Raw genomic sequence first — 20,049 nt, 5'->3', positions numbered from 1 at the left:
CGATGGTGTGCAGCACCGCTGGTACTGGCGCCAGATGTGGCCCAGCCCGTCCTCAAAACAGTGCATGAAATCAAACGTGCAAGTGGTTGTCCCCGCAACCCAATATAAATTTCTTTTCCGCCAGGGGCAGGTGCCGGATCAATCTTGCGAGGTTTATTAAATGAATATTGGAAACATGAAAGTCAGCACCCGGCTGGCTTCTGGCTTTGGCATCGTCTTTGTGCTGATGATCGTTCTGGCCGCGCTGGCCATTGGCCGGGTGAACAGCATCGACGCCATACTGGCAACGATCAATGATGTCAACGGCGCCAAACAGCGCCAAGCCATCAACTTTCGCGGCAGCGTGCATGACCGCGCCATTGCCGTGCGCGACGCGGTGCTCGCAACCGACAAGGCGTCTGTCCAGGCAGAGATTGACCGCATCACGGTGTTGGCCGACAAATATGCCAAATCGGATGTAGTGCTGGCGCAAATTCTTTCCATTAACAGTCAGACGGTCAGCGCTGAAGAAAAGCAGGCCTTGGCGGACATCAAGGCAGTTGAAGCCAAAACACAGCCCATGATTGCCAAACTGATTGAGTTGCGCCTCAATGAGAACACCCCGGAGGCGATCGAGCTGCTGCGCCGGCAAGCTGCGCCGGCTTTTGTCGAGTGGCTGGCCTCGATCAATCGGCTGATCGATCTTGAAGAAAAAATGAATGAGACGCTGGCAGCGAAGTCGCGCAGCATCGTGGGCAATTTTTCGCTGTTCATGCTGCTTTTGTGTGGCGCTTCCCTTGCCGTCGGCACGATGGTGGCCTGGTTCATCAGCAGCAGCCTGTTAAAGCAGCTCGGGGGCGAACCAGCCTATGCGGCCAGTGTCGCTTCCCGGATTGCCGCCGGCGATCTGGCCACCACGATCGACATCAAGCCGGACGATAGATTGAGCCTCATGTTTGCCATGCACGGCATGCGCGACAGCCTGGCCCAGATCGTCGGCCAGGTTCGCCAAGGTGCCGACACCATCGCCACCGCGTCCAGCCAGATCACGGCCGGCAACCAGGACCTGTCCAGCCGCACCGAGCAGCAGGCCTCGTCGCTGGAAGAAACCGCCGCCTCGATGGAAGAGTTGACTTCCACTGTCAAGCAAAACGCCGACAACGCCCGCCAGGCCAACCAGCTGGCCGTTTCGGCGTCGAGCGTCGCTGTCAAAGGCGGCGCGGTGGTCTCGCAGGTGGTGCAGACCATGGAGGCGATCAACACCTCGTCGAAAAAGATCGTCGACATCATCGGCGTGATTGACGGCATCGCCTTTCAGACCAACATCCTGGCGCTTAATGCGGCGGTCGAAGCGGCAAGGGCCGGCGAGCAGGGCCGGGGCTTTGCGGTGGTGGCTGCTGAAGTTAGAAGCCTGGCCCAGCGCAGCGCGGCGGCGGCCAAAGAGATCAAGACGCTGATCGGCGACTCGGTGGACAAGGTCGGTGAGGGCAGCCGCCAGGTGGCCGAGGCGGGCCAGACGATGGACGAGATCGTGGGCAGCGTCAAACGCGTGACGGACATCATGGCCGAGATCGAGGCGGCGAGCCGCGAGCAGACGCAGGGGATCGAGCAGATCAACCAGGCGATCACGCAGATGGACCAAGTGACGCAGCAAAACGCGGCGCTGGTGGAGGAAGCGGCAGCGGCAGCCGCGTCGCTGCAAGAGCAGGCCCAAGGGCTGAGCCAGGTGGTCGGCGTGTTCCAGCTGGGCAGCGAGCAAGGCAATCGGGCAGCGTCTCAGCCCATGGCTGTCCCGCAGACAACGCCCAAGCAACCCAGCTGTGCCAAACCTGCCATTGCTGCGCCGCTGCGCAAGCCAACCGCTGCCATACCCGCACTGCCCGTCGCCGGTGGCGACTGGGAAACCGTCTAAAACCACCCGGCCTGGACACGACTCATGAACACAGGCTGATCCGGGGGAATACCAACCAGCGGATGACCCATTTAGGAATGGGATTGATCAAGAAACTGGCTGTTCAACTGTTTGCTTAATTGTTCGTTTATGCGTTATGAATAACTTCAAAATTTCCACTCGCTTGATTACCTTGCTCGGCGTTTTGTCCTTGCTGCTGGTGGCCATTGGCGGCATGGGCTTGTTCGGCATCAGCGCGTCCAACGACGCGCTGAGAACAGTCTATGAAGATAGAACCGTGCCGATGGGGCAGCTTGCCGAGATCGAGAACTTGCTTCTGCGCAACCGGCTGGCGGTGGCCTCCAGCCTGATTACGCCGTCGCCTCATGAAATCACTAAAAATATTACCGAGATCGAGGCCAACAAGGGCGTGATTACCAAGACCTGGGATCTCTACACGGCTACCCACCTGACCCCCGAAGAGGCAACGCTTGCCAAGGCCTTTGCCGCAAACCGCGCCAGGTTTGTACAAGAAGGAATCAACCCGGCAGTCGAGGCGCTGCGCGCCAACGACATGGAAGACACCAAGGAGATCATGCGGGAAAAAATTGTGCCGCTCTTTGCACCCGTGCGTGAAGGCATTGCTGCGCTGATGAAGCTCCAGCTTGATGTGGCCAAGCAGGAGTATGAAGCCGCCATCGCACGCTACAACACCGTGCGCCTTGTCTCGATTGCCGCTATTTTGGCTGGCGTGTTGTTTGCCTTCATGGTCGGTCTGGCCCTGATACGCGGAATTTCGCGCTCACTGGCCCAGGCCATGGCCGCAACCAACGCCGTAGCGCAGGGCGACCTGACCCACCCCATCCATGTCACTGGCAAGGACGAAGTGTCTCAACTGCTGATCTCCCTTTCGGCGATGAAGGACAGTCTCGTCAATATTGTTGGCAACGTGCGCCAGGGCACCGACACCATCGCCACCGCGTCCAGCCAGATCGCCGCTGGCAACATGGACCTGTCCTCGCGCACCGAAGAGCAGGCCAGCTCACTGGAAGAAACCGCAGCTTCGATGGAAGAACTGACGTCCACCGTCAAGCAAAACGCCGACAACGCGCGCCAGGCCAACCAGCTCGCCGAATCCGCCTCCAGCGTCGCCGTGAAGGGCGGCCAAGTCGTCGCCCAGGTGGTAGGCACCATGAGCGCCATCAACGCTTCTTCCAAAAAGATCGTCGACATCATCGGCGTCATCGACGGCATCGCCTTTCAAACCAACATCCTGGCGCTCAACGCCGCCGTCGAAGCGGCAAGAGCCGGCGAGCAGGGACGCGGCTTTGCTGTTGTGGCTGCAGAAGTCAGAAGCCTCGCGCAAAGAAGCGCAGCAGCGGCCAAAGAGATCAAAACCCTGATCGGAGACTCCGTCGACAAGGTCGAAGAAGGCAGCAAGCAAGTAGCTGAAGCCGGCCAGACCATGGACGAGATCGTCAGCAGCGTCAAACGCGTCACCGACATCATGGCCGAGATCACGGTGGCCAGCCAGGAACAGACCTCAGGCATCGAACAGATCAACCAGGCCATCACGCAGATGGACCAGGTCACGCAGCAAAACGCCGCGCTGGTTGAAGAAGCGGCGGCGGCGGCAGCTTCGCTGCAAGAGCAGGCCAGCGGGCTGAGCCAGGTGGTCGGCGTGTTCCAGCTGGGCAACGAAAGCCAGCAACTTGCCTCGCCAAGCCGCGCTTCCTCGGTGCGGCATGCGCCAGGCCAGCGAGGCGTTCAGCACAGGCAACCGCCTGCGGCCAAGCGCGGCATTGCCGCGCCAGCGCCAGAGACCCGCAAAACGCCCGAGCCCGCCCCGCAGATGGCTGCGTCAAGTGCTGCTGGCCAGTGGGAAGAGTTTTAACCGCCACAGGCCTCAAGGGCGCAAGAAAACGTAACATCATTTCCTCCATACGCAGCCTTGTTTGCCGCAGGTTGGCTGTATGGTTTTTTCAAGTTTGTTCTGGTGCAGCCATTTGCACCAGAACGCAGCGCATTCATTGTCATCAAGATAAACCCCATGTTGCTTCGCATTATTTATGTCAGTCGGGCCAGCTCTCCTTTGCCGCTGGAGCTGAAAGATATCCTCACCTCGTCTCGCGGACACAACCGTGTATTGGGTGTCACCGGGGTCATGGGCTTTATTGACGGACTCTATCTGCAGTGCCTGGAGGGCGAGGCGAGCGTCGTCAACACGCTGTACAAGCGAATCGAGGAAGACTCCCGCCACTCCACCCCGAAAATTCTGGTCAACAAGCCAGTCTCCGAGCGTGCATTTCCCGGCTGGTCGATGGGTTTGCTGACCTGGAACGATGAAACCAAAAAGATATTCCAACAATACAACTTGTCCGGACCCATCGATCTTTACGCCGCAGATGTGACAACGATTGATTCGCTCGTTCGAAGCTTGGCCGCCAGTGCCAACTGGATGGCCTAGCCATGATGCGCTGCAGGGCGGCACCGACCGGGTTGGGCGCATAGAAATCAGTCGTTACAAATTCTGACCGTTTTAGGCTCAAGTTTTTCTAGCGGCTTGTCGTTATTCACCATGAAGGCGGTCAAAAGCCTTCAGGACACAGGTCGTTGCTTCAGGGAATCAGGTTTATGTCAAACAGCATGTTTTATACCGGTCTTAGCGGCCTGAATGCCGCGCAGGCGGCATTGGTGACGACGGGCCACAACACGGCCAACGTCAACACCCCGGGCTACAGCCGGCAGACCGCGCAGATTTCCGCGAGCGGCGGCTCGAACGTTCCCGGCGTGGGCTTCTTCGGAAACGGCGCCAAGGTCACCGACGTCAGCCGCAGTTACGACCAGTACCTCTCGTCACAACTCAACCAGGCCCAGTCGCTGAACCAGTCCTTGACCACCTACGGAACGCAGATCAGCCAGATTGACAACCTGCTGGCCAGCCAGACGGCGGGCCTGGCGCCGCAGATGCAGACGCTGTTCACCAACGTGCAGGCCGTGGTCAACACCCCGGCCGACACATCGGCCCGTCAGCAACTGATCAGCTCCGGCCAGGCGCTGGCCAACCAGTTCCGGTCCATGGACCAGTTCCTGACCGGCCTGAACGCCAGTGTGAACGACCAGATCTCAGGCACGGTGGACCAGATCAATACCTACGCCCAGGAAATCGCCAGCCTCAACAAGCAGGTGGCCAGGTTCGGCAATGCCTCGGGCACGCAGGCCCCCAACGATCTGCTGGACCAGCGCGACCAACTGGTCAGCGACTTGGGCAAGCTGGTCGGAACCAAGGTCGTGGTGCAGGACGGCGGCCAGTTCAATGTCTTCATCGGCAACGGGCAAACGCTGGTGCTGGGCGGCAAGGCCACGATGCTGGCCGCCGTCAGTTCTGCCAGCGATGCGAGCCGCACCACGCTGGCGACCGTGAACAATGCCGGCAAGGCCGTGCAGATGCAGGAGGGATTGATCACCGGCGGCTCGCTGAGCGGCCTGCTGCAGTTCCGGGCCGAAACGCTGTCCAATGCGAAAAATTCGCTGGGCCGCATTGCCATTTCGCTGGCGGACAGTTTCAACACCCAGCAAAAGGCAGGGTATGACCTGAATGGCGTGAAAGGCAAAGAATTCTTTTCGCAAGCCAGCCCCGCCGTTCTTCCCAATGCGACGAACAGCAAGACCGTGCCGGTCGGTGTCTTGACGGCAGGCTTTGCTGTTGACATTGGCAAGCTGACCACCAGCGACTACCGCGTCGATGCCACCCAAACTGGGTTCAACGTGACACGCCTGTCGGACAACAGCGCGGTAGCTGCTGATTCCAAAGGAGCGTATGACGGCCTGGCGCTGACATTCACCGGCGGCGTTGCCGGCGACTCCTTCCTGATTCAGCCCACGCGCGCGGGTGCCCGCGATTTCGCGGTGGTGTTGATTGATCCGGCAGAAGTGGCCGCCGCCAGTTCGCCGTTTACCAACCTTCCCGACTCGCCCAGCGGCGTGTCCGACGGCCGCAATGCCTTGCTGCTCGGCGCGCTGCAGAACAAGAAAACTATGGCCGGCGGCAGTGCCAGCTTCAACGATGCGTACGCGCAACTGGTCAGCACGGTGGGCAACAAAGCCCGGCAGGTGCAGATATCGAACACCGCCCAGTCCAGCCTGACGCTGCAGATCCGCACCGCGCAGCAGTCGGTGTCGGGCGTCAACCAGGATGAGGAAACCGCCAATTTGCTGATGTTCCAGCAGATGTACCAGGCCAACGCCAAGGTGATCCAGACCGCATCGACCATGTTCGATGCCGTGCTGGGCATCCGCTAAACGCACCCAGGAGCCCACATGCGCATCAGCACCCAGACTTTTTACGAGCAAAGCCGCACCACCATGGGCTCGCAGCAAAGCAGCCTGCTGCGCGTGCAGCAGCAGCTTGGCGCGGGAACCAAAATTTTGGCGCCTTCGGACGACCCGCTGGGCGCCACCCGCGCACTAGCCGTTTCCCAGTCGATTTCGCTTACGGCGCAGTATTCGACCAGCCGCCGCCATGCCGAACAGACCTTGTCGCTGGAAGAAAGCACCCTGCAAAGCGTCACCAGCTTGCTGCAGAACGTCAAGAGCAGCCTGATTGAAGCCGGCAACGGCACGATGACTGACGCCGACCGCGCCACCATTGCCACCACGCTGCAAAGCAACCTGGACCAGTTGCAGGGCCTGGCCAACACCGACGACGGCAACGGCCAGTTCCTGTTCGCCGGCTTTCGCAGCGGCAGCGCACCTTTCGTGCGCCAGGCCGACGGCGCCATCAAGTACAACGGCGACCAGGGGCAGCGGCAGGTGCAGGTCGATGTGTCGCGGCAAATGGCGGGCACCGACGACGGCCGCAGTATTTTTCAGTCGGTGCAGTCTGGCGCCGGTTATGTGGCCTCAGTGCCCAGCAGCAACCAGGGCAGCGGCGTTTTTGGCTCGACGTCGGTGATCAACCCGAAAGACGTGAACTACGGCAAGGATTTCGTCATCAGCTTTCCGGCCGCCGGCAGCTACCAGGTGGACACGGTGCCGGCGTCCACAACCCCGCTGGTGGCCGCAACGCCTTTCACGCCTGGCAGCGCCATCGCGTTTGGCGGACTGCAGATCAGCATCAGCGGCACGCCCGCTATTAACGACAAAATCAATGTCGCCACCGCCAAAAATGCCGGCTCGGACGTCTTTGCCGCCATCGGCGATGTGATCAAGGCGCTCAAGACACCGGTCGATGGCCCGGAAAACCAGGCGCTGGTGCTCAATGCCCTGAGCACTGCGAACCGTAAGATCACCAACGCCCACGACAACGTGCTGACGGTGCGCTCATCGGTTGGCTCGCGCCTGCAGGAACTCGACGTGCTGGCGGTCACTGCGGACAACCGCACGCTGTTTGACAAGAGCTACCTGTCGGACCTGCAGGACCTGGACTACAGCAGCGCCATCGCCGAGTTCTACCAGCGCCAGACCGCCCTGCAGGCCAGCCAGCAAACCTTCGTCAAGATCCAGCAGCTTTCCCTGTTCAACTATCTGTAAATCGGATTAGCTATCGAAAACATAGCTGCTAACGCCGGCCCGTCAAGCGCTAGGGCCTTAAACCTTGTAAAACTTCCAGCATCGAGGTGAAACTGGCAGCGAACCGGGGTTCCAGAAAGGGCGCGAGGTACTGCATCAGCAACTGCAACATGGCAATGCCTGCCAGCAGTGTGATGGGAAAGCCCACGGCAAAAATGCTGAACTGGGGCGACACGCGGTTCAAGATGCCCATGGCCAGGTTCAGTGTCAGCAGCGTGGCGATCAGCGGCAGCGCCAAAATGAGTCCACCCAAAAACACCTGGCCGCCTGCCGACGCCAAGAGGAACCAGCCGGAAGCTGCCAGCGGCGCATCGGCAATCGGCAATATCTGAAAGCTTTCGGCCAGCGTGGCGATCAGCACCAGGTGGCCATCGACCGCCAGGAACACCAGCATCGCCATGACGTTCAGAAACCGCGCCAGCACCATGGTGTTGCCGCCACTCGTCGGGTCGTAGAAGGACGCGAAGGACAGGCCCATCTGCAGGCCCACATATTCGCCCGCTGCCTGCACCATGGCAAACACCATCTTCATGGAAAAACCCATGGCCGCGCCGATCAGGATTTGCTGCACCACGATCCACAGGCCGGCCGCCGACACCAGCGGCGCCGAGGGCAGCGGGCCCAGCGTGGGCGCGATGGCCATCGCCATCAGACCGGCCAGGGTGACCTTGACCGTGCGCGAAACCGACTTTTCGCTGAACAGCGGCGCGGTGCCGACCAGCGACAACATGCGAACAAAAGGCCAGAAAAACGCCACCAGCCAGACGTTCAGCTGGTCCGAGGTGACCGAAAACACCGGCGGCATCAGCCCACCAGTTGCGGAATCGAGGAAAACAGGGTGCGGATGTAGTCCAGCACCAGCCCGAGCATCCAGGGGCCGGCGATCACGGCGGTGGCAAATACCGCCAGCAGCTTGGGGATGAAGGACAGCGTTGCTTCATTGATCTGCGTGGCCGCCTGGAACAGGCTGATGAGCAGGCCGGTCACCAGCGCCACCAGCAGCATCGGCGCGGCCAGCAGCAAGGCCAGCTTCATGGCTTCATAGCCCATGCTCATGACGAATTCTGGGGTCATGCCGATGTCAATCCGCTCACAGGTAAAAGCTCTGCGCCAGCGCGCCGATCAGTAGCTGCCAGCCGTCCACCAGCACAAACAGCATCAGCTTGAAGGGCAGCGAAATGGTCGCCGGCGGAACCATCATCATGCCCATCGACATCAAGACGCTGGCCACCACCAGGTCGACAATCAGGAAAGGAATGAAGATGGTGAAGCCGATCTGGAACGCGGTCTTCAATTCGCTGATGACATAGGCCGGTAGCAAGATGCGCAGCGGAACCTGCTCCGGCCCGTCCATGCTGTCAATCTTGGCCAGCTTGGCGAACAGCGCCAGGTCGGCTTCTCGGGTCTGCTTGAGCATGAACTGCTTGAACGGCTCGACGCCGCGCTCCAGCGCCTTTTCGGCGCTCAGGGTGTTTTCCGAGAACGGCTTGTAGGCGTCAAGGTAGACCTTGTCGAACACCGGCGACATGACAAAAAACGTCAGGAACAGCGACAGCCCGACCAGCACCTGATTGGGCGGTGACGACTGCGTGCCAATGGCGGTGCGCAGCAGGCCAAGCACGATCAGGATGCGGGTGAAGCTGGTCATCGACAGCAGCAGCGCCGGCAGGAACGACAGCGACGTGATCAGCACCAGCATCTGCACGCTGAGCGACCAGGTCTGCACGCCGCCCGGCCCGGTCGTGCTGGTGATGCCAGGCAGGCCCTGGGCCGATGCCATATCCGGCCATATCATCAGTAGCACTAGCACCAGCGTGAGGAGCAGCCAAGCCGTGTATTCCCGAAAATTCCTTCGAAAACGCCCTGGAAAATGGACCCGGCGCTTGTCCATCAGCTGCGCTTTGCCGGCTTGTTGATGGATTCCCACAGTTTTTGTGAAAAACTTCCTGGGGCGACGAAGCCGCTCATGTTCGGCGCGGCCAGCGGCTCGTGCGGGCTTTGGGCCGGCAGGGTGTGCAGCGCGCGCACCTGTCCGGCGGCAACGCCCAGCACCAGCCATGCGTCGCCAATTTCCACCACCACCACGCGCTCGCGCTGGCCGACCATGGCGCTGGACACCACTTTGATCAGCTTGCCGTTGCCAGACGGCTGCAGGCCAAAGCGTCTGGCCACCCAGGCAAACAGAAAAATCAGCCCGATGACCACGGCCAGACCGAAGCCGGCCTGCAGCAGCCCGGCCGCCGCGAACGAGCGATGCGGCTCGGCGGCTGGACTGGCCACGGTGGGCAGCACTGCATGGGCTGCGTGCCAGGAGAAAACCGGCAGCGCAGCCGCCGCCCGCAAAAGCCACAGCGCGCTCATCGGCTCAGCTTCTGGATGCGTTCGGACGGGGTGATGATGTCCGTCAGGCGGATGCCGAACTTCTCGTTGACCACCACCACTTCGCCCTGGGCGATCAGGTAGCCGTTGATGAAGATGTCCAACGGCTCGCCGGCCAGGCCGTCAAGCTCGACCACCGAGCCCTGGGACAGCTGGAGCAGGCTTTTGATGGTGATGCGCGCGCGGCCCAGTTCGGCCGTCAGCTGCACCGGCACATCAAGCACCCGGTCGATGTCGCCCTGGCCGGCGTCCTGTCCGGCTTGGCCCTGCAGCGGCTGGAACACCCGGCCGGCGGCCGGCACGGCTGGCGCTGCGACCGCAGCCTCAGGCGCTGCCGCCGACGCCTGCTCGGCCATGGCGCTTCCCCAGTCATCCATTGCGTCGTCCACGGGGTCGGACTTGTCGAGATCACTCATGTTCTCTTCCCTTGCTTGAATCGAGGTATTGGTGGTTGATCATTTTCTGCACCCTGAGGGCATAGCGGCCGTTGGACGTTCCATAGCTGCATTCCATGACGGGCACGCCGTTGATACGCGCCAGCACCGTCTCCGGGATATCGACCGGCAGCACATCGCCCACCTGGAGCTTGAGCAGCTGGCCGATGCTCGACTGCACGGTCAGGAACTGGGCCTTGAGCTCGACATCGGCGCTTTTCACCTGCTGCGCCAGCTGCCTGACCCAGCGCTTGTCCACCTCGATCTCGTCCTGCAGCGGGTTCGACAGCAGGCTTCGGATGGGCTCGATCATCGAATACGGAATGCAGACATTGAGCGAGCCGCCCACGGGGCCGAACTCGATGTGAAAGGTGGTGTTGACGATCAGTTCGTTGGGCGTGACGATATTGGCCAGCCGGGCATGCATTTCGGAGCGCACGTAGTCGAAGTCAAGCGGATAGACCGGTTGCCAGGCGCTGCCGTAGCTCTCCAGGCTCAGGTCAAGCAGGCGCTTGATGATGCGCTGCTCGGTTGGCGTGAAGTCCCGGCCCTCGACCCGGACGTGGTAGCGGCCATCGCTGCCGAACAGGTTGTCCACCACCAGGAACACCAGCTTTGGGTCAAACACGAACAGCGCCGTGCCGCGCAGCGGCTTCATCTGGATCAGGTTGATGTTGGCGGGAACCGGCAGGTTGCGGATGAAGTCGCCGTACTTCTGGATCTGTATCGCGCCGACTGAAATATCGGCATTGCGGCGCATGTAGTTCAGCAATGCGCCGCGCAGATGCCTGGCAAAACGCTCGTTGATGACTTCGAGCGTGTGCATGCGGCTGCGCACAATGCGCTCGTCGGTGCCGAAGCGGTAGGCCGGCGGCCCCGAAGCCATGCCCGCCGCAGCAGCAGCAGGCGCAGCAGGCGAGTCGGTGTCGCCCGTGACACCCTGGAGCAAGGCATCGACCTCGTCCTGCGACAGCTGCTGTTCATAAGCCATGGACAAACTTCATTGGGGCGGTTTCATTGCAGCATGAACGTGGTGAACATCACGCTGGCAATTTTTTGCTGTGGCGTGTTCGGGCCGAAGGGCCGTTCCAGCGACTGGATGATTTCACCGCTCAACCGGGTTTTGTCCTCGGGCGTTGCCAAGCTCTCGGCTTCGCGGTTGGACAGCGTGCTCAGCACCCGGCTGCGCACTTCTGGCAGGTACTGGGTCATTTGCGCCTGCGATGCCGCGTTGGCCATTTTCAGTGTCACGCCGACATGCAGAAAACGGTTTCGGCCGCCGGGCTGCAAATTGACGGTGAAGGGCTCCAGCGGGAAAAAGATCGGCGCTTCGGCCTTGACTTCCACATGGGCCGGCGCGGATTTGCTTTTCATGAAAAAGTAGCCCCCGCCCCCCGCGCCCGCCAGTGCCACGACCGCCAAACCAATGATGAGTATTTTCTTTTTGCCTTTGCTGGCAGGGGCGGTGGTTTCTGTGCTGGTGGCCATGAGGGGTATGGGTTAGGTTGAAGAGCCATTGTTGGCCAGAAGGGCTGGACCGCATGGCTTGATAAAAAGGGGTAAAGCGCTTCAACTCAGGCGTTTGCATCGCGCCGGAAAAATCAATCCCTTAAGGCCGGCTCAGGCGTAGATGTCAATGCGCAGACCCTGGCCGGCGCGGCGCTGTGCCGCAGCTGGCTGGGCTGAGAAAAGCAGCGCGGCCTTGTCGGCTTCCCGTCCTCGGTAGCTTGCGCGTGGCGAGGCGCCGCCGGAATCACCCTGGGTGTTGGCAAACGCTGTTTGTGACTGGCTCTCGGCACCAACCGAGGTCTGGCCCAGGCTGATGCCGCTCTCGGCAAGCAGCGCCCGCAGCTGCGGCAAGGCCGCTTCCACGGCAGCCCGAACCGACGAATGCGCCGAAACAAAGGCCGCCTGCATCTGCTGGTCGCTCATGCTCAGCGTGACCTTGAGCGGTCCGAGCCCGGGCGGATTGAGCTGGAGTTCGGCTACTTGCCGGTCGGTTGCGCTCAGATGGATGACCTGCTGGCCCAGCGCCTTGCCCCATTCGCTGCTGCCCACGTCGGGTACCAACAGGGCCGATGCCACGGGCGTTGGCGCGTTCGGCGCCGCCAGGCCGCCGGGCTGCTGCAGCGCAGCGCCTGCAGGCGCTGCCAGCGGTCCCGTGCCTGCAAAAGGCGTGGTGTCCGCTGCCTCCGGCGACCGTTCTGCCAGTCCAACAAGAGCGGGCAGGGGCGCACTTTCGAGGCCATCGTCGCCTTGTCCAGACGACGGGTCCGGCAGGCCAGCGCTGGCGGCATCGGCCTGCGCCGTCACGGCGCGGGGATCTGCGGCAATCGGCAGGCCGTGGCTGGCCGGGGTTTCCCGCACCTGAACCGGCGCCAGATCAGCGCCTTTTCGGGCGGTGGCTACAAGACCCGAGGCAAGCGCTGCCTGGACGTCCGTGTCCACCACGATGTCGGACGCACCGGCAAGCCCGCCTGGCGCCGCTGGCGCTGGCGCTGCCGCCAGCAGGCCGCTCAGGCTGGCATCGGGTATGCCAGGGTTTTCGGCGGGGCCAGCGGCAGCGGCAGCGGCAGCGGCACCGGCAGCAGCGCCGACAGGCATGGCGGTGGCAGCAAGCCTGCTTTCCAGCGGGATCAGCAGCGCCGCCATCGGGTTGATGCTGTCTTGCACAGGCGCTTTTTCAGCGTCGGCCGGGCGGCGCACGGGCTTGGACGGCGCGGGCCTGACTGCCGGCTCCGCAGCCTTTTCCTGACTGGCTTCGCGTGAGCGGGCCATGGCGTCGCCAAAGCTGCCTGGCTGGCTGGTGTCTTGGTCGCTGGACCGGGCAGGCGCCCGGCTGGTCGGGCTGGCGGGCGACGCTGGCGCGGCGGCGGGGGATGAAAGAATGAACGTCATGGCGGGCTCAGTGCACCGAGGGGTTTAGTCGGCCAATGCCGTGGAACGCAGGAAAAACTGCCGGGCGGAACGCTCGTCGCTTTCGCGCTGTTCCTTCTTGCCGGCCACCGCCAGCTCAAACTGGCGAACCCGATCGGCCAGCGTGCCAAACGAGCTCAAGCGGCGCTTGCTGCTTTGCCAGTCGGTGCGCCCATGGCCGAGGCGGGTGCTGGCCTGCAGCGTCAGCGCGCGCTGCTGCTCGATGGCGCCGTCGAGCGTGCCGATGAAATTCTGGAAGTTGCGCACCTGCGAGGCCGCCAGGCCGCCCTGCAGCTGTGCGTTGAACTGCGCCACATATTCCTGCCGGTACTGCACCAGCATGTCCAGCTTGGCGCTGGCGCTGGTCTGGGCGTTTTGCAGCTGGCCCAGGCGGCGCGTGGCTTCGTCGGTCTTGGTCTGGGCCAGTTCGATGAGCGTGGCAAGCGGGAGTTTTTCAGACATGGGGTGCTTTGGGCGAGGGGGTGAGGTGGCTAGCGGGCATTGAAAATGGCATGCAGCTGGCTGACGGACGTGGCGTAGTCGGCGCGCTCGTCCATGGTCTGCTGCAAAAAGGCTTCGATCTTTGGATACAGCGCAATCGCCTTGTCCAGTTGCGCGTCATGGCCGGGCGCGTAGGCGCCCACGCTGATCAGGTCGCGGTTGCGCTGGTAGCGCGACAGCATCTGCTTGACCGCGCGCACCGATTCGAACTGCTCGGGCGTGATCAGCGCCGTCATGGCCCGGCTGATCGACGCTTCGATGTCAATCGCCGGGTAGTGGCCCGACTCGGCCAGGCTGCGCGACAGCACCACATGGCCGTCTAGGATGGCCCGGGCCGAATCGGCAATCGGGTCCTGCTGGTCGTCGCCTTCGGTCAGCACGGTGTAGAACGCGGTGATCGAGCCGCCCTGGCCCTCGGCATTGATCTCGCCGTTGCCGGCGCGCTCGACCAGCGCCGGCAGCTTGGCGAACACCGACGGCGGGTAACCTTTGGTCGCCGGCGGCTCGCCCACGGCCAGCGCAATCTCGCGCTGGGCCATGGCATAGCGGGTCAGCGAATCCATGATCAAGAGCACGCTTTTGCCCCGGTCGCGAAAATATTCGGCCAGACAGGTGGCGTAGGCCGCGCCCTGCAGCCGCAGCAGCGGCGAGTTGTCGGCCGGCGCCGCCACCAGCACGGCCCGCGCCATGCCTTCCTTGCCCAGCGTGTTGTCAATGAAGTCCTTGACCTCGCGGCCGCGCTCGCCAATCAGGCCGACGACGATCACGTCGGCGCTGGTGTAGCGCGCCATCATGCCAAGCAGCACGCTTTTGCCCACGCCTGAGCCGGCAAACAGTCCCATGCGCTGGCCGCGCCCCACGGTCAGCATCGCGTTGATCGCGCGAACGCCCGTGTCCAGCACGTCCTTGATCGGTGCGCGGGTCAGCGGATTGACCGGCGCCCGCGACAGCGGCACCTCCTGGTCCACATCGAGCGGCCCCAGGCCGTCGAGCGGCCGGCCCGAGGCATCGACCACGCGGCCCAGCATGCCGTCGCCCACCGGCAGGCGCTTGGTGCGCGGACCGGCGCCACCGCCCGCCGGCGACTCCGGCGCATAAACACGTGCGCCCGGCAGCAGGCCGTCGACCACGCTGAGCGGCATCAGCAAAATTTTGTCACCCGCAAAACCGACCACCTCGGCTTCGGCGGTCTTGTCCGGGTAACCGGGCGGCAGCTCGATCAGGCAGTCGCTGCCCACCGGCAGGCGCAAGCCCACCGCTTCCAGCACCAGCCCGACCGCGCGCGTCAGCCGCCCGTAGCTGCGAACCGGCACTGTCAGCCCAACCGCCACCCGCGCCTCGCCCAGCGCCGACTGCCAGGCCGCCAGGTGCGAATTGGTATCAAGGGGCGCGGCGGGTTCCGTCATGCTGGCTCGGCAATTTCTGGCGCCGCAAGGGTTTCGGGGACAGGGTGGCGCGCCAGCGCGGCGCTGACCCGCTCCCAGCGCGCCTGCACGGTCGCGTCGCGCTCGCCGCTGTGGGCCGTGACCCGGCAGCCGCCGCGTTCGATTTGCGCATCGAGTCGCACGCGCCAGCCGGCGGCCTTCAGGTCGTCGGCCAGCAATTCCTTGACGAGCGCCGCATCGTCGGGATGCAGCAGCAGTTGCGGCGCGCCGGACAGGCTTGGTTCGGCCTGCAGCAGCTCATGCACCACGGCCAAAATGGCCTGCGGCTCGGCGGCCAGCGCCTGGCCCAGCACCTGCCGGGCAATGTCGAGCGCCAGCGCCATCAGGTCATCGGCCACGCTGTTCTGGGCCAGCTGCAGGGCAGCGGGCAAGGCCTGCGCCAAGGCCAGCAGTTCCCCGGCCTGCGCCTGCACGGCCGCCAGTCCGGCAGCATGGCCTTCGGCCAGTCCGCGTGCATGGCCTTGCGCGCGGCCTTCGGCTTCGCCTGCCTTTTGGGCCTGAAGCCGCAGTTCGGCCAGTTCGGCCTCGTCGATTTGCAAGGCTGGCACTGGCGGAGCCTGTTCGGGCACTGGCGTATTCAGGACGCTGGCGGGCGAAACGGGTTTTTGCGCGAACGACGCCATTTCCCAGCGCTCCCAGGCGGTTTGCGCTGGCTTGCCGGCCAGCGCCTGCGGTGCCATGGGTGCTTGCGGCAAAAACTTGCCGGTATCGAATCCGTGAAGGCGGGCGTTGCTAGACATAGGCGTCGTTGCCCTGGCCGCCTAGCACCAGATCGCCCGAATCGGCCAGGCGGCGCACAATTTGCAAGATGCTCTTTTGTTCGGCCTCGACCTGCGACACCCGCACCGGGCCGCGCATTTCGATGTCTTCGCGCAGCATGTCCGCAGCCCGGGTGGACATGTTCTTGAGGAACTTGTCGCGCATTTCCTGCGGCGAGCCCTTGAGCGCAATGATCAGCGACTCCGACTCGATTTCCTTGAGCAGCAGCTGGATGCCCCGGTCCTCGATCAGCAGCAGCTTTTCGAACAGGAACATCTCGTCGATGATCTTCTGCGCCAGCTGCTCGTCGTGCGAGCGCAGGTGCTTGATCACGCTTTCCTCCTGCGCGCTGTTGATCAGGTTGACGATTTCCGCCGCAGCCCGCACACCGCCCAGGCGGCTGCGCTTGGTGCCTTCGCCCGACAGCATGTTGTTCAGCACATCGGTCAACTCCTTGAGCGCCGCCGGCTGCACGCCGCCAAAGGTGGCGATGCGCATGACCGCATCGTCGCGCGTCCGCTCGGGGAGTTTTTCAAGTACGGCGGCGGCTTTATCGCGGTCCATGTGGACCAGCAGCGTGGCAATGATCTGCGGATGCTCGTCATGGATCAGCTCGACCACCTCGCCGGCCTCCAGGAAATTCAGGCGTTCAATGCCCGTGGCCGCCTCGCTGGGCTCAAAGATGCTTTCGATCAGGGAGGCTGCGCGGTTGTTGCCCAGCGCCTTGTTCAGCACCGTTTTCAGGTAGCTGCTGGAATTGATGTGAATCGCCGAATACTGCTCGGTCTCGACCCTGAACTCTTCCAGGATGGCATTGGCTTCGTCTTGCTTGACCTGCGTCAGCTTGGCCATGGCTTCGCCCAGAAGCCCGATTTCAGACGGCGACATGTGCTGCAGCACGCTGCCCGCGCCTTCTTCGCCCAGCGACATCAGCAAAATGGCACTTTTTCTTATGTGCTTATTCATCTTTTTCAGCCATCCATTGCTTGATCAGCATGGCCACGACCTGCGGGTTCTTCGCAGAAGTGGCGTGCGCGTACTGAATGTTTTCGGCGTTGCGCTGCTCGCGCCGAGCCTTGGCTTCGACCTGGCGGCTGGCTGCGGTCTGCGCTGGCGACGGCGTCTGTTCCGCGGTGCCCGGGGCTGGCAGCGCCAGTTCTTCTTGCTCTGCCAGCGGCAGGGCCGGGGGGGTCAGGTGTTTGCGCAGCAAGGGCCGCAGCACGGCAAACCAGGCAAACAGCGCCAGCATGCCGATCAGCAAATACTGCCCGCCGGTCTTGGCCAGCTCGATGTTTTCGGGCTGCTTCCACAGCGGCAGTTCAACGACGTTGGCGGCGTCGGATGCAAACGCGCTGTTCACCACGTTCACCGAGTCGCCCCGGTCGGCGCTAAAGCCCATGGCTTCCTTGACCAGGTTGTTGACCTGCTCCAGTTCGGCGGCGCTCAAGGCCTTGGCCGTGCGCTTGCCCTGCGCATCGACCGTGTCCCGGTAATTGACCACCACCGCCACCGACAGCCGCTTGATGCCGCCCGCGCCTTGCTGCACATGGCGAATTGTGCGGTCCAGCTCATAGTTGATGGTGCCGTCCTTGCGGGTACTTCCCGGCGGCACTGCGGCCGCTGCCGCCGCCGCCTGGCCAGCGGCAGGCACTGCCGGCGTGGCAATCGGCGCCACCGGGTTGACCGGCGGCTGGTTGCTCAGCGCGCCTGGAACGCCGCCTGCCGGGTTGCTGCCGGTCTGGATGGAGTCGCTCGACTGCTGGCTGCGAATCGCCGCGCTGCCTGGCGTCTGGTTGGGCCGGTATTTCTCGTCGGTGTTCTCGACCACCGAAAAATCAATCTCGGCCGCCACCTGCGCATGCACGTTGGCCGTTCCCATCAGCGGCTGCAAGATAGCCTCGATGCGCCGGATATAGCCCTGCTCGATTTCCTGCGCGTATTTCAGCTGGCTCACGTCCAGGCCGCGCGTTCCTGAATTGGCTGCCGACAGCAGCTTGCCCGTCTGGTCCACCACCGTGATGCTTTTGTCCGACAGCTCGGGCACGCTGCTGGAGATCAAATGCACGATGGCGCTGACCTGGCCCTCGTCAATGCTGCGCCCCCGGTGCAGCGACAGCACCACCGACGCGCTGGGTTTTTTCTGGTCGCGCACGAACAGCGACGGCTTGGGCAGCGCCAGGTGCACGCGCGCCGACTCGACCGCCGAGATCGAATTGATCGAGCGCGCCAGCTCGCCTTCCAATGCTCGCTGGTAGTTGATCTGTTCGGCAAACTGGCTGGTGCCGAATTTCTGGTTGTCCATCAGCTCGAAGCCGACCGTGCCGCCCTTGGGCAGGCCTTCAGCGGCCAGGCGCAGGCGCGCTTCGGCCACCTTGCTTTTTTCCACCAGCAGGGCGCCGCCGCCTTCGGCAAACTTGTACGGCACATTCATCTTTTGCAGCGTGGCAATGATGGCGCCGCCGTCGCGGTCCGACAGGTTGCTGTAGAGCACGCCGTAGTCGGGCTGGCGGCTCCACATCCACATGGCGGCAATGACCGCCACGGCAAAAGCCGCGCCAATCATCAGCGGCAGGCGCGGGTTGGCGCGCAGCTGCTGCAGGAAGGGCAGGGCGCCAGGCGCTGCCTGCGCGCCAGTTCCGGCGGCAAGGGTGCTCATGCGTTAACAGTCCAGCGCCGTGCGGCGCAGGTCAGCAGCGCGCAAGGCGAACAGGCAAGGCAGGTAGCGCGGCAGGGCAAGGGGTGGCATAGAGCGAGTGGTGTGGGGAGGGAAAGGGGCTGGCCCGTGCATGGCAGCCAGGGCACCCCGGCCTTATTGGACGATTGTCAGAGTGCAGGCCTGCGCTTGATCGGCTGAATAGCCGGGGCTTTTGCCATCTTTTGCCGCGATGCCGGGCAAAGTCGCGCTGCTACGCTTCAGTCCATCCTTACCCATGGGCTCATCCGCAGCCACCCCACACAAATGTCCATCTCGTCCATTGAATCCGTCCTGCAGCAAATGCGCGCCCTGGCCCCGTCAATGGGCGCCGCGCCGGCTTCTGGCGGCGAAGCAGCTGCCGGCGGCTTTGCCGGCGAGTTGCAAAAGTCGCTGGCGCGCATCAGCAGTGCGCAGGAAAGCGCGTCCCGCCAGGCCGAAGCGTTTGAAATGGGCAAGCCCGGCGTCGCGCTAAACGACGTGATGGTCGATATGGCGAAAGCCGGTATTGGCTTTCAAACGGGGATCCAGGTGCGCAACAAGGTCGTGGCGGCGTATCAGGAAATCATGAACATGGCGGCTTGAGGCTGAACTGCTCTGTTATTCATAGCTGCTTGCGCCCGTCCTGTATGCGCTAGAGCCCGATTTGATGTGTTAATTCACCTACTATGACCGTTTCCACCCCCCCGCAGCAACCCGCCGATCCGGCCATGGCGCAAGCGCTGAAAGACCTGGAGCAGTCTCTGGCACAGGCCCTTCAACTGGCGCTGAATCATCAGCAATCCGGCCAGCTTGAAGAAGCCGAGACGATCTACCGATCCATCCTGCAAACCCAGCCGGATCACCCGGAGGCCAACCACAGCCTGGGCGTTCTGGCAGTGCAGGCAAAGCAAGCCAGTGCCGGGCTGCCTTACCTGGCCGCAGCACTCGAAGCCAGGCCGGAGCAGCAGCAATACTGGTTGAGTTACATCGACGCGCTGATTCAAGCCGACGAAACGCAAACTGCGCAGCAGGTGCTGGCGCTGGGGCGTGAGCACGGATTGCAGGGCGATGAGGTGCAAGTGCTGGCAGGGCGCCTGAACGAAGGCCCACCGGGTGCAGCGCCATCCGATGTGCTGGCGCAGTCAGTAAAGCCAGCCAGGCAAGCGGCACTGCACAGCAGCAGAAAAAAAACACCAGGTGCCAAAGAAGTCAATGCCTTGATGGCCTTGTACGGCAAAGGGCGGCTCACGGAAGCGGAAGTGTTGGCCCGATCACTCACGACGCGCTTTCCCGGATACGGATTTGGCTGGAAAATGTTTGGAACCATACTCCTGCAGCAGGGGCGGGTTGGGGATGCACTGGCTCCACTGCAAAAAGCAGTGGGGCTGCTGCAAACGGATGCCGAGCTGCATAGCAACCTGGGCACCACCGACCTCGGCAAGCCCGCCTGCATGATCATGCGCAAGCGACTGATCGACCAGGACGCCAAGCCTTTTCTTT

Annotated in this window: 20 protein-coding genes; 7 read left to right on the top strand and 13 right to left on the bottom strand. The window is 63.0% G+C overall.

Annotated elements, in window-relative coordinates; all coding sequences use genetic code 11:
- Positions 1-175 precede the first annotated feature (175 nt).
- The 5 genes from ACP7AD_RS00100 (at position 176) to flgL (ending at position 7,402) form a co-directional block, all read left to right on the top strand.
- Complete coding sequence (locus tag ACP7AD_RS00100; RefSeq protein ID WP_426144939.1) at positions 176-1,891, top strand: methyl-accepting chemotaxis protein; 1,716 nt, start codon at positions 176-178, stop codon at positions 1,889-1,891.
- A gap of 136 nt (positions 1,892-2,027) precedes the next feature.
- Complete coding sequence (locus ACP7AD_RS00095; RefSeq protein WP_426144937.1) at positions 2,028-3,764, top strand: methyl-accepting chemotaxis protein; 1,737 nt, start codon at positions 2,028-2,030, stop codon at positions 3,762-3,764.
- A 57-nt stretch (positions 3,765-3,821) separates the two neighbouring features.
- The gene (locus tag ACP7AD_RS00090) at positions 3,822-4,337 is read left to right on the top strand and encodes a BLUF domain-containing protein (RefSeq protein WP_426144935.1); all 516 of its coding nucleotides are present in this window, start codon (positions 3,822-3,824) and stop codon (positions 4,335-4,337) included.
- Positions 4,338-4,504: 167 nt separating this feature from the next.
- A complete protein-coding gene (gene flgK, locus ACP7AD_RS00085) occupies positions 4,505-6,172 on the top strand; it encodes a flagellar hook-associated protein FlgK (RefSeq protein WP_426144933.1) in 1,668 nt (555 codons plus the stop codon).
- A gap of 18 nt (positions 6,173-6,190) precedes the next feature.
- Entirely contained in the window at positions 6,191-7,402 is a 1,212-nt protein-coding gene (gene flgL / locus ACP7AD_RS00080) for a flagellar hook-associated protein FlgL (RefSeq protein WP_426144931.1), read from the top strand.
- A gap of 49 nt (positions 7,403-7,451) precedes the next feature.
- On the opposite strand, the gene fliR is transcribed toward flgL, so the two are convergent.
- From fliR to fliF, 13 genes are all read right to left on the bottom strand, one after another.
- Positions 7,452-8,237: a flagellar biosynthetic protein FliR gene (fliR, locus tag ACP7AD_RS00075; RefSeq protein ID WP_426145247.1), complete on the bottom strand. Its 786-nt coding sequence runs from the start codon at positions 8,235-8,237 to the stop codon at positions 7,452-7,454.
- Between the two features lie 8 nt (positions 8,238-8,245).
- On the bottom strand, positions 8,246-8,515 hold the full coding sequence (gene fliQ / locus ACP7AD_RS00070; protein WP_426144929.1) for a flagellar biosynthesis protein FliQ: 270 nt from the start codon (positions 8,513-8,515) through the stop codon (positions 8,246-8,248).
- Positions 8,516-8,531: 16 nt separating this feature from the next.
- A complete protein-coding gene (gene fliP / locus ACP7AD_RS00065) occupies positions 8,532-9,236 on the bottom strand; it encodes a flagellar type III secretion system pore protein FliP (RefSeq protein ID WP_426144927.1) in 705 nt (234 codons plus the stop codon).
- A 95-nt stretch (positions 9,237-9,331) separates the two neighbouring features.
- Positions 9,332-9,802, bottom strand: coding sequence for a flagellar biosynthetic protein FliO (gene fliO, locus ACP7AD_RS00060; RefSeq protein ID WP_426144925.1), 471 nt, complete (start codon positions 9,800-9,802; stop codon positions 9,332-9,334).
- A complete protein-coding gene (gene fliN / locus ACP7AD_RS00055; RefSeq protein ID WP_426144924.1) occupies positions 9,799-10,236 on the bottom strand; it encodes a flagellar motor switch protein FliN in 438 nt (145 codons plus the stop codon). Before fliN ends, fliO begins: the two co-directional genes overlap by 4 nt.
- The gene (gene fliM / locus ACP7AD_RS00050; protein WP_426144922.1) at positions 10,229-11,245 is read right to left on the bottom strand and encodes a flagellar motor switch protein FliM; all 1,017 of its coding nucleotides are present in this window, start codon (positions 11,243-11,245) and stop codon (positions 10,229-10,231) included. The genes fliN and fliM overlap by 8 nt, the downstream gene beginning before the upstream one ends.
- A gap of 23 nt (positions 11,246-11,268) precedes the next feature.
- Positions 11,269-11,742, bottom strand: a complete 474-nt coding sequence (gene fliL, locus ACP7AD_RS00045; protein ID WP_426144920.1) for a flagellar basal body-associated protein FliL — start codon at positions 11,740-11,742, stop codon at positions 11,269-11,271.
- 132 nt (positions 11,743-11,874) lie between these two features.
- On the bottom strand, positions 11,875-13,152 hold the full coding sequence (locus ACP7AD_RS00040; protein WP_426144919.1) for a flagellar hook-length control protein FliK: 1,278 nt from the start codon (positions 13,150-13,152) through the stop codon (positions 11,875-11,877).
- Positions 13,153-13,176: 24 nt separating this feature from the next.
- The gene (fliJ, locus tag ACP7AD_RS00035) at positions 13,177-13,632 is read right to left on the bottom strand and encodes a flagellar export protein FliJ (protein ID WP_426144918.1); all 456 of its coding nucleotides are present in this window, start codon (positions 13,630-13,632) and stop codon (positions 13,177-13,179) included.
- Between the two features lie 29 nt (positions 13,633-13,661).
- Positions 13,662-15,077 (bottom strand): flagellar protein export ATPase FliI, encoded by a 1,416-nt coding sequence (gene fliI, locus ACP7AD_RS00030; RefSeq protein ID WP_426144916.1) that lies wholly within the window; start codon positions 15,075-15,077, stop codon positions 13,662-13,664.
- Positions 15,074-15,856, bottom strand: coding sequence for a flagellar assembly protein FliH (gene fliH, locus ACP7AD_RS00025; protein ID WP_426144914.1), 783 nt, complete (start codon positions 15,854-15,856; stop codon positions 15,074-15,076). Before fliH ends, fliI begins: the two co-directional genes overlap by 4 nt.
- The gene (gene fliG / locus ACP7AD_RS00020) at positions 15,849-16,841 is read right to left on the bottom strand and encodes a flagellar motor switch protein FliG (RefSeq protein WP_426144912.1); all 993 of its coding nucleotides are present in this window, start codon (positions 16,839-16,841) and stop codon (positions 15,849-15,851) included. Before fliG ends, fliH begins: the two co-directional genes overlap by 8 nt.
- The gene (gene fliF / locus ACP7AD_RS00015; RefSeq protein WP_426144911.1) at positions 16,834-18,531 is read right to left on the bottom strand and encodes a flagellar basal-body MS-ring/collar protein FliF; all 1,698 of its coding nucleotides are present in this window, start codon (positions 18,529-18,531) and stop codon (positions 16,834-16,836) included. The genes fliG and fliF overlap by 8 nt, the downstream gene beginning before the upstream one ends.
- A gap of 303 nt (positions 18,532-18,834) precedes the next feature.
- Here fliF and fliE point away from each other — a divergent pair, with 303 nt between their 5' ends.
- The gene (gene fliE, locus ACP7AD_RS00010) at positions 18,835-19,152 is read left to right on the top strand and encodes a flagellar hook-basal body complex protein FliE (protein ID WP_426144909.1); all 318 of its coding nucleotides are present in this window, start codon (positions 18,835-18,837) and stop codon (positions 19,150-19,152) included.
- Positions 19,153-19,277: 125 nt separating this feature from the next.
- The coding region (locus tag ACP7AD_RS00005; protein WP_426165920.1) for a tetratricopeptide repeat protein at positions 19,278-20,049 on the top strand (772 nt) is incomplete at its 3' end.

The organism is Polaromonas sp. DSP2-3-2b2, assembly GCF_049895905.1.
GTDB lineage: Bacteria > Pseudomonadota > Gammaproteobacteria > Burkholderiales > Burkholderiaceae_C > Polaromonas.
This window is presented reverse-complemented; position numbering and strand designations above follow the sequence as displayed.

Coding starts and splice junctions, on each gene's coding strand:
- ACP7AD_RS00100 (WP_426144939.1), top strand. CDS start 176: ATGAAAGTCAGCACCCGGCTGGCTTCTGGCTTTGGCATCGTCTTTGTG.
- ACP7AD_RS00095 (WP_426144937.1), top strand. CDS start 2,028: ATGAATAACTTCAAAATTTCCACTCGCTTGATTACCTTGCTCGGCGTT.
- flgK (WP_426144933.1), top strand. CDS start 4,505: ATGTCAAACAGCATGTTTTATACCGGTCTTAGCGGCCTGAATGCCGCG.
- flgL (WP_426144931.1), top strand. CDS start 6,191: ATGCGCATCAGCACCCAGACTTTTTACGAGCAAAGCCGCACCACCATG.
- fliQ (WP_426144929.1), bottom strand. CDS start 8,515: ATGACCCCAGAATTCGTCATGAGCATGGGCTATGAAGCCATGAAGCTG.
- fliP (WP_426144927.1), bottom strand. CDS start 9,236: ATGATATGGCCGGATATGGCATCGGCCCAGGGCCTGCCTGGCATCACC.
- fliO (WP_426144925.1), bottom strand. CDS start 9,802: ATGAGCGCGCTGTGGCTTTTGCGGGCGGCGGCTGCGCTGCCGGTTTTC.
- fliN (WP_426144924.1), bottom strand. CDS start 10,236: ATGAGTGATCTCGACAAGTCCGACCCCGTGGACGACGCAATGGATGAC.
- fliM (WP_426144922.1), bottom strand. CDS start 11,245: ATGGCTTATGAACAGCAGCTGTCGCAGGACGAGGTCGATGCCTTGCTC.
- fliL (WP_426144920.1), bottom strand. CDS start 11,742: ATGGCCACCAGCACAGAAACCACCGCCCCTGCCAGCAAAGGCAAAAAG.
- ACP7AD_RS00040 (WP_426144919.1), bottom strand. CDS start 13,152: ATGACGTTCATTCTTTCATCCCCCGCCGCCGCGCCAGCGTCGCCCGCC.
- fliJ (WP_426144918.1), bottom strand. CDS start 13,632: ATGTCTGAAAAACTCCCGCTTGCCACGCTCATCGAACTGGCCCAGACC.
- fliI (WP_426144916.1), bottom strand. CDS start 15,077: ATGACGGAACCCGCCGCGCCCCTTGATACCAATTCGCACCTGGCGGCC.
- fliH (WP_426144914.1), bottom strand. CDS start 15,856: ATGTCTAGCAACGCCCGCCTTCACGGATTCGATACCGGCAAGTTTTTG.
- fliG (WP_426144912.1), bottom strand. CDS start 16,841: ATGAATAAGCACATAAGAAAAAGTGCCATTTTGCTGATGTCGCTGGGC.
- fliF (WP_426144911.1), bottom strand. CDS start 18,531: ATGAGCACCCTTGCCGCCGGAACTGGCGCGCAGGCAGCGCCTGGCGCC.
- fliE (WP_426144909.1), top strand. CDS start 18,835: ATGTCCATCTCGTCCATTGAATCCGTCCTGCAGCAAATGCGCGCCCTG.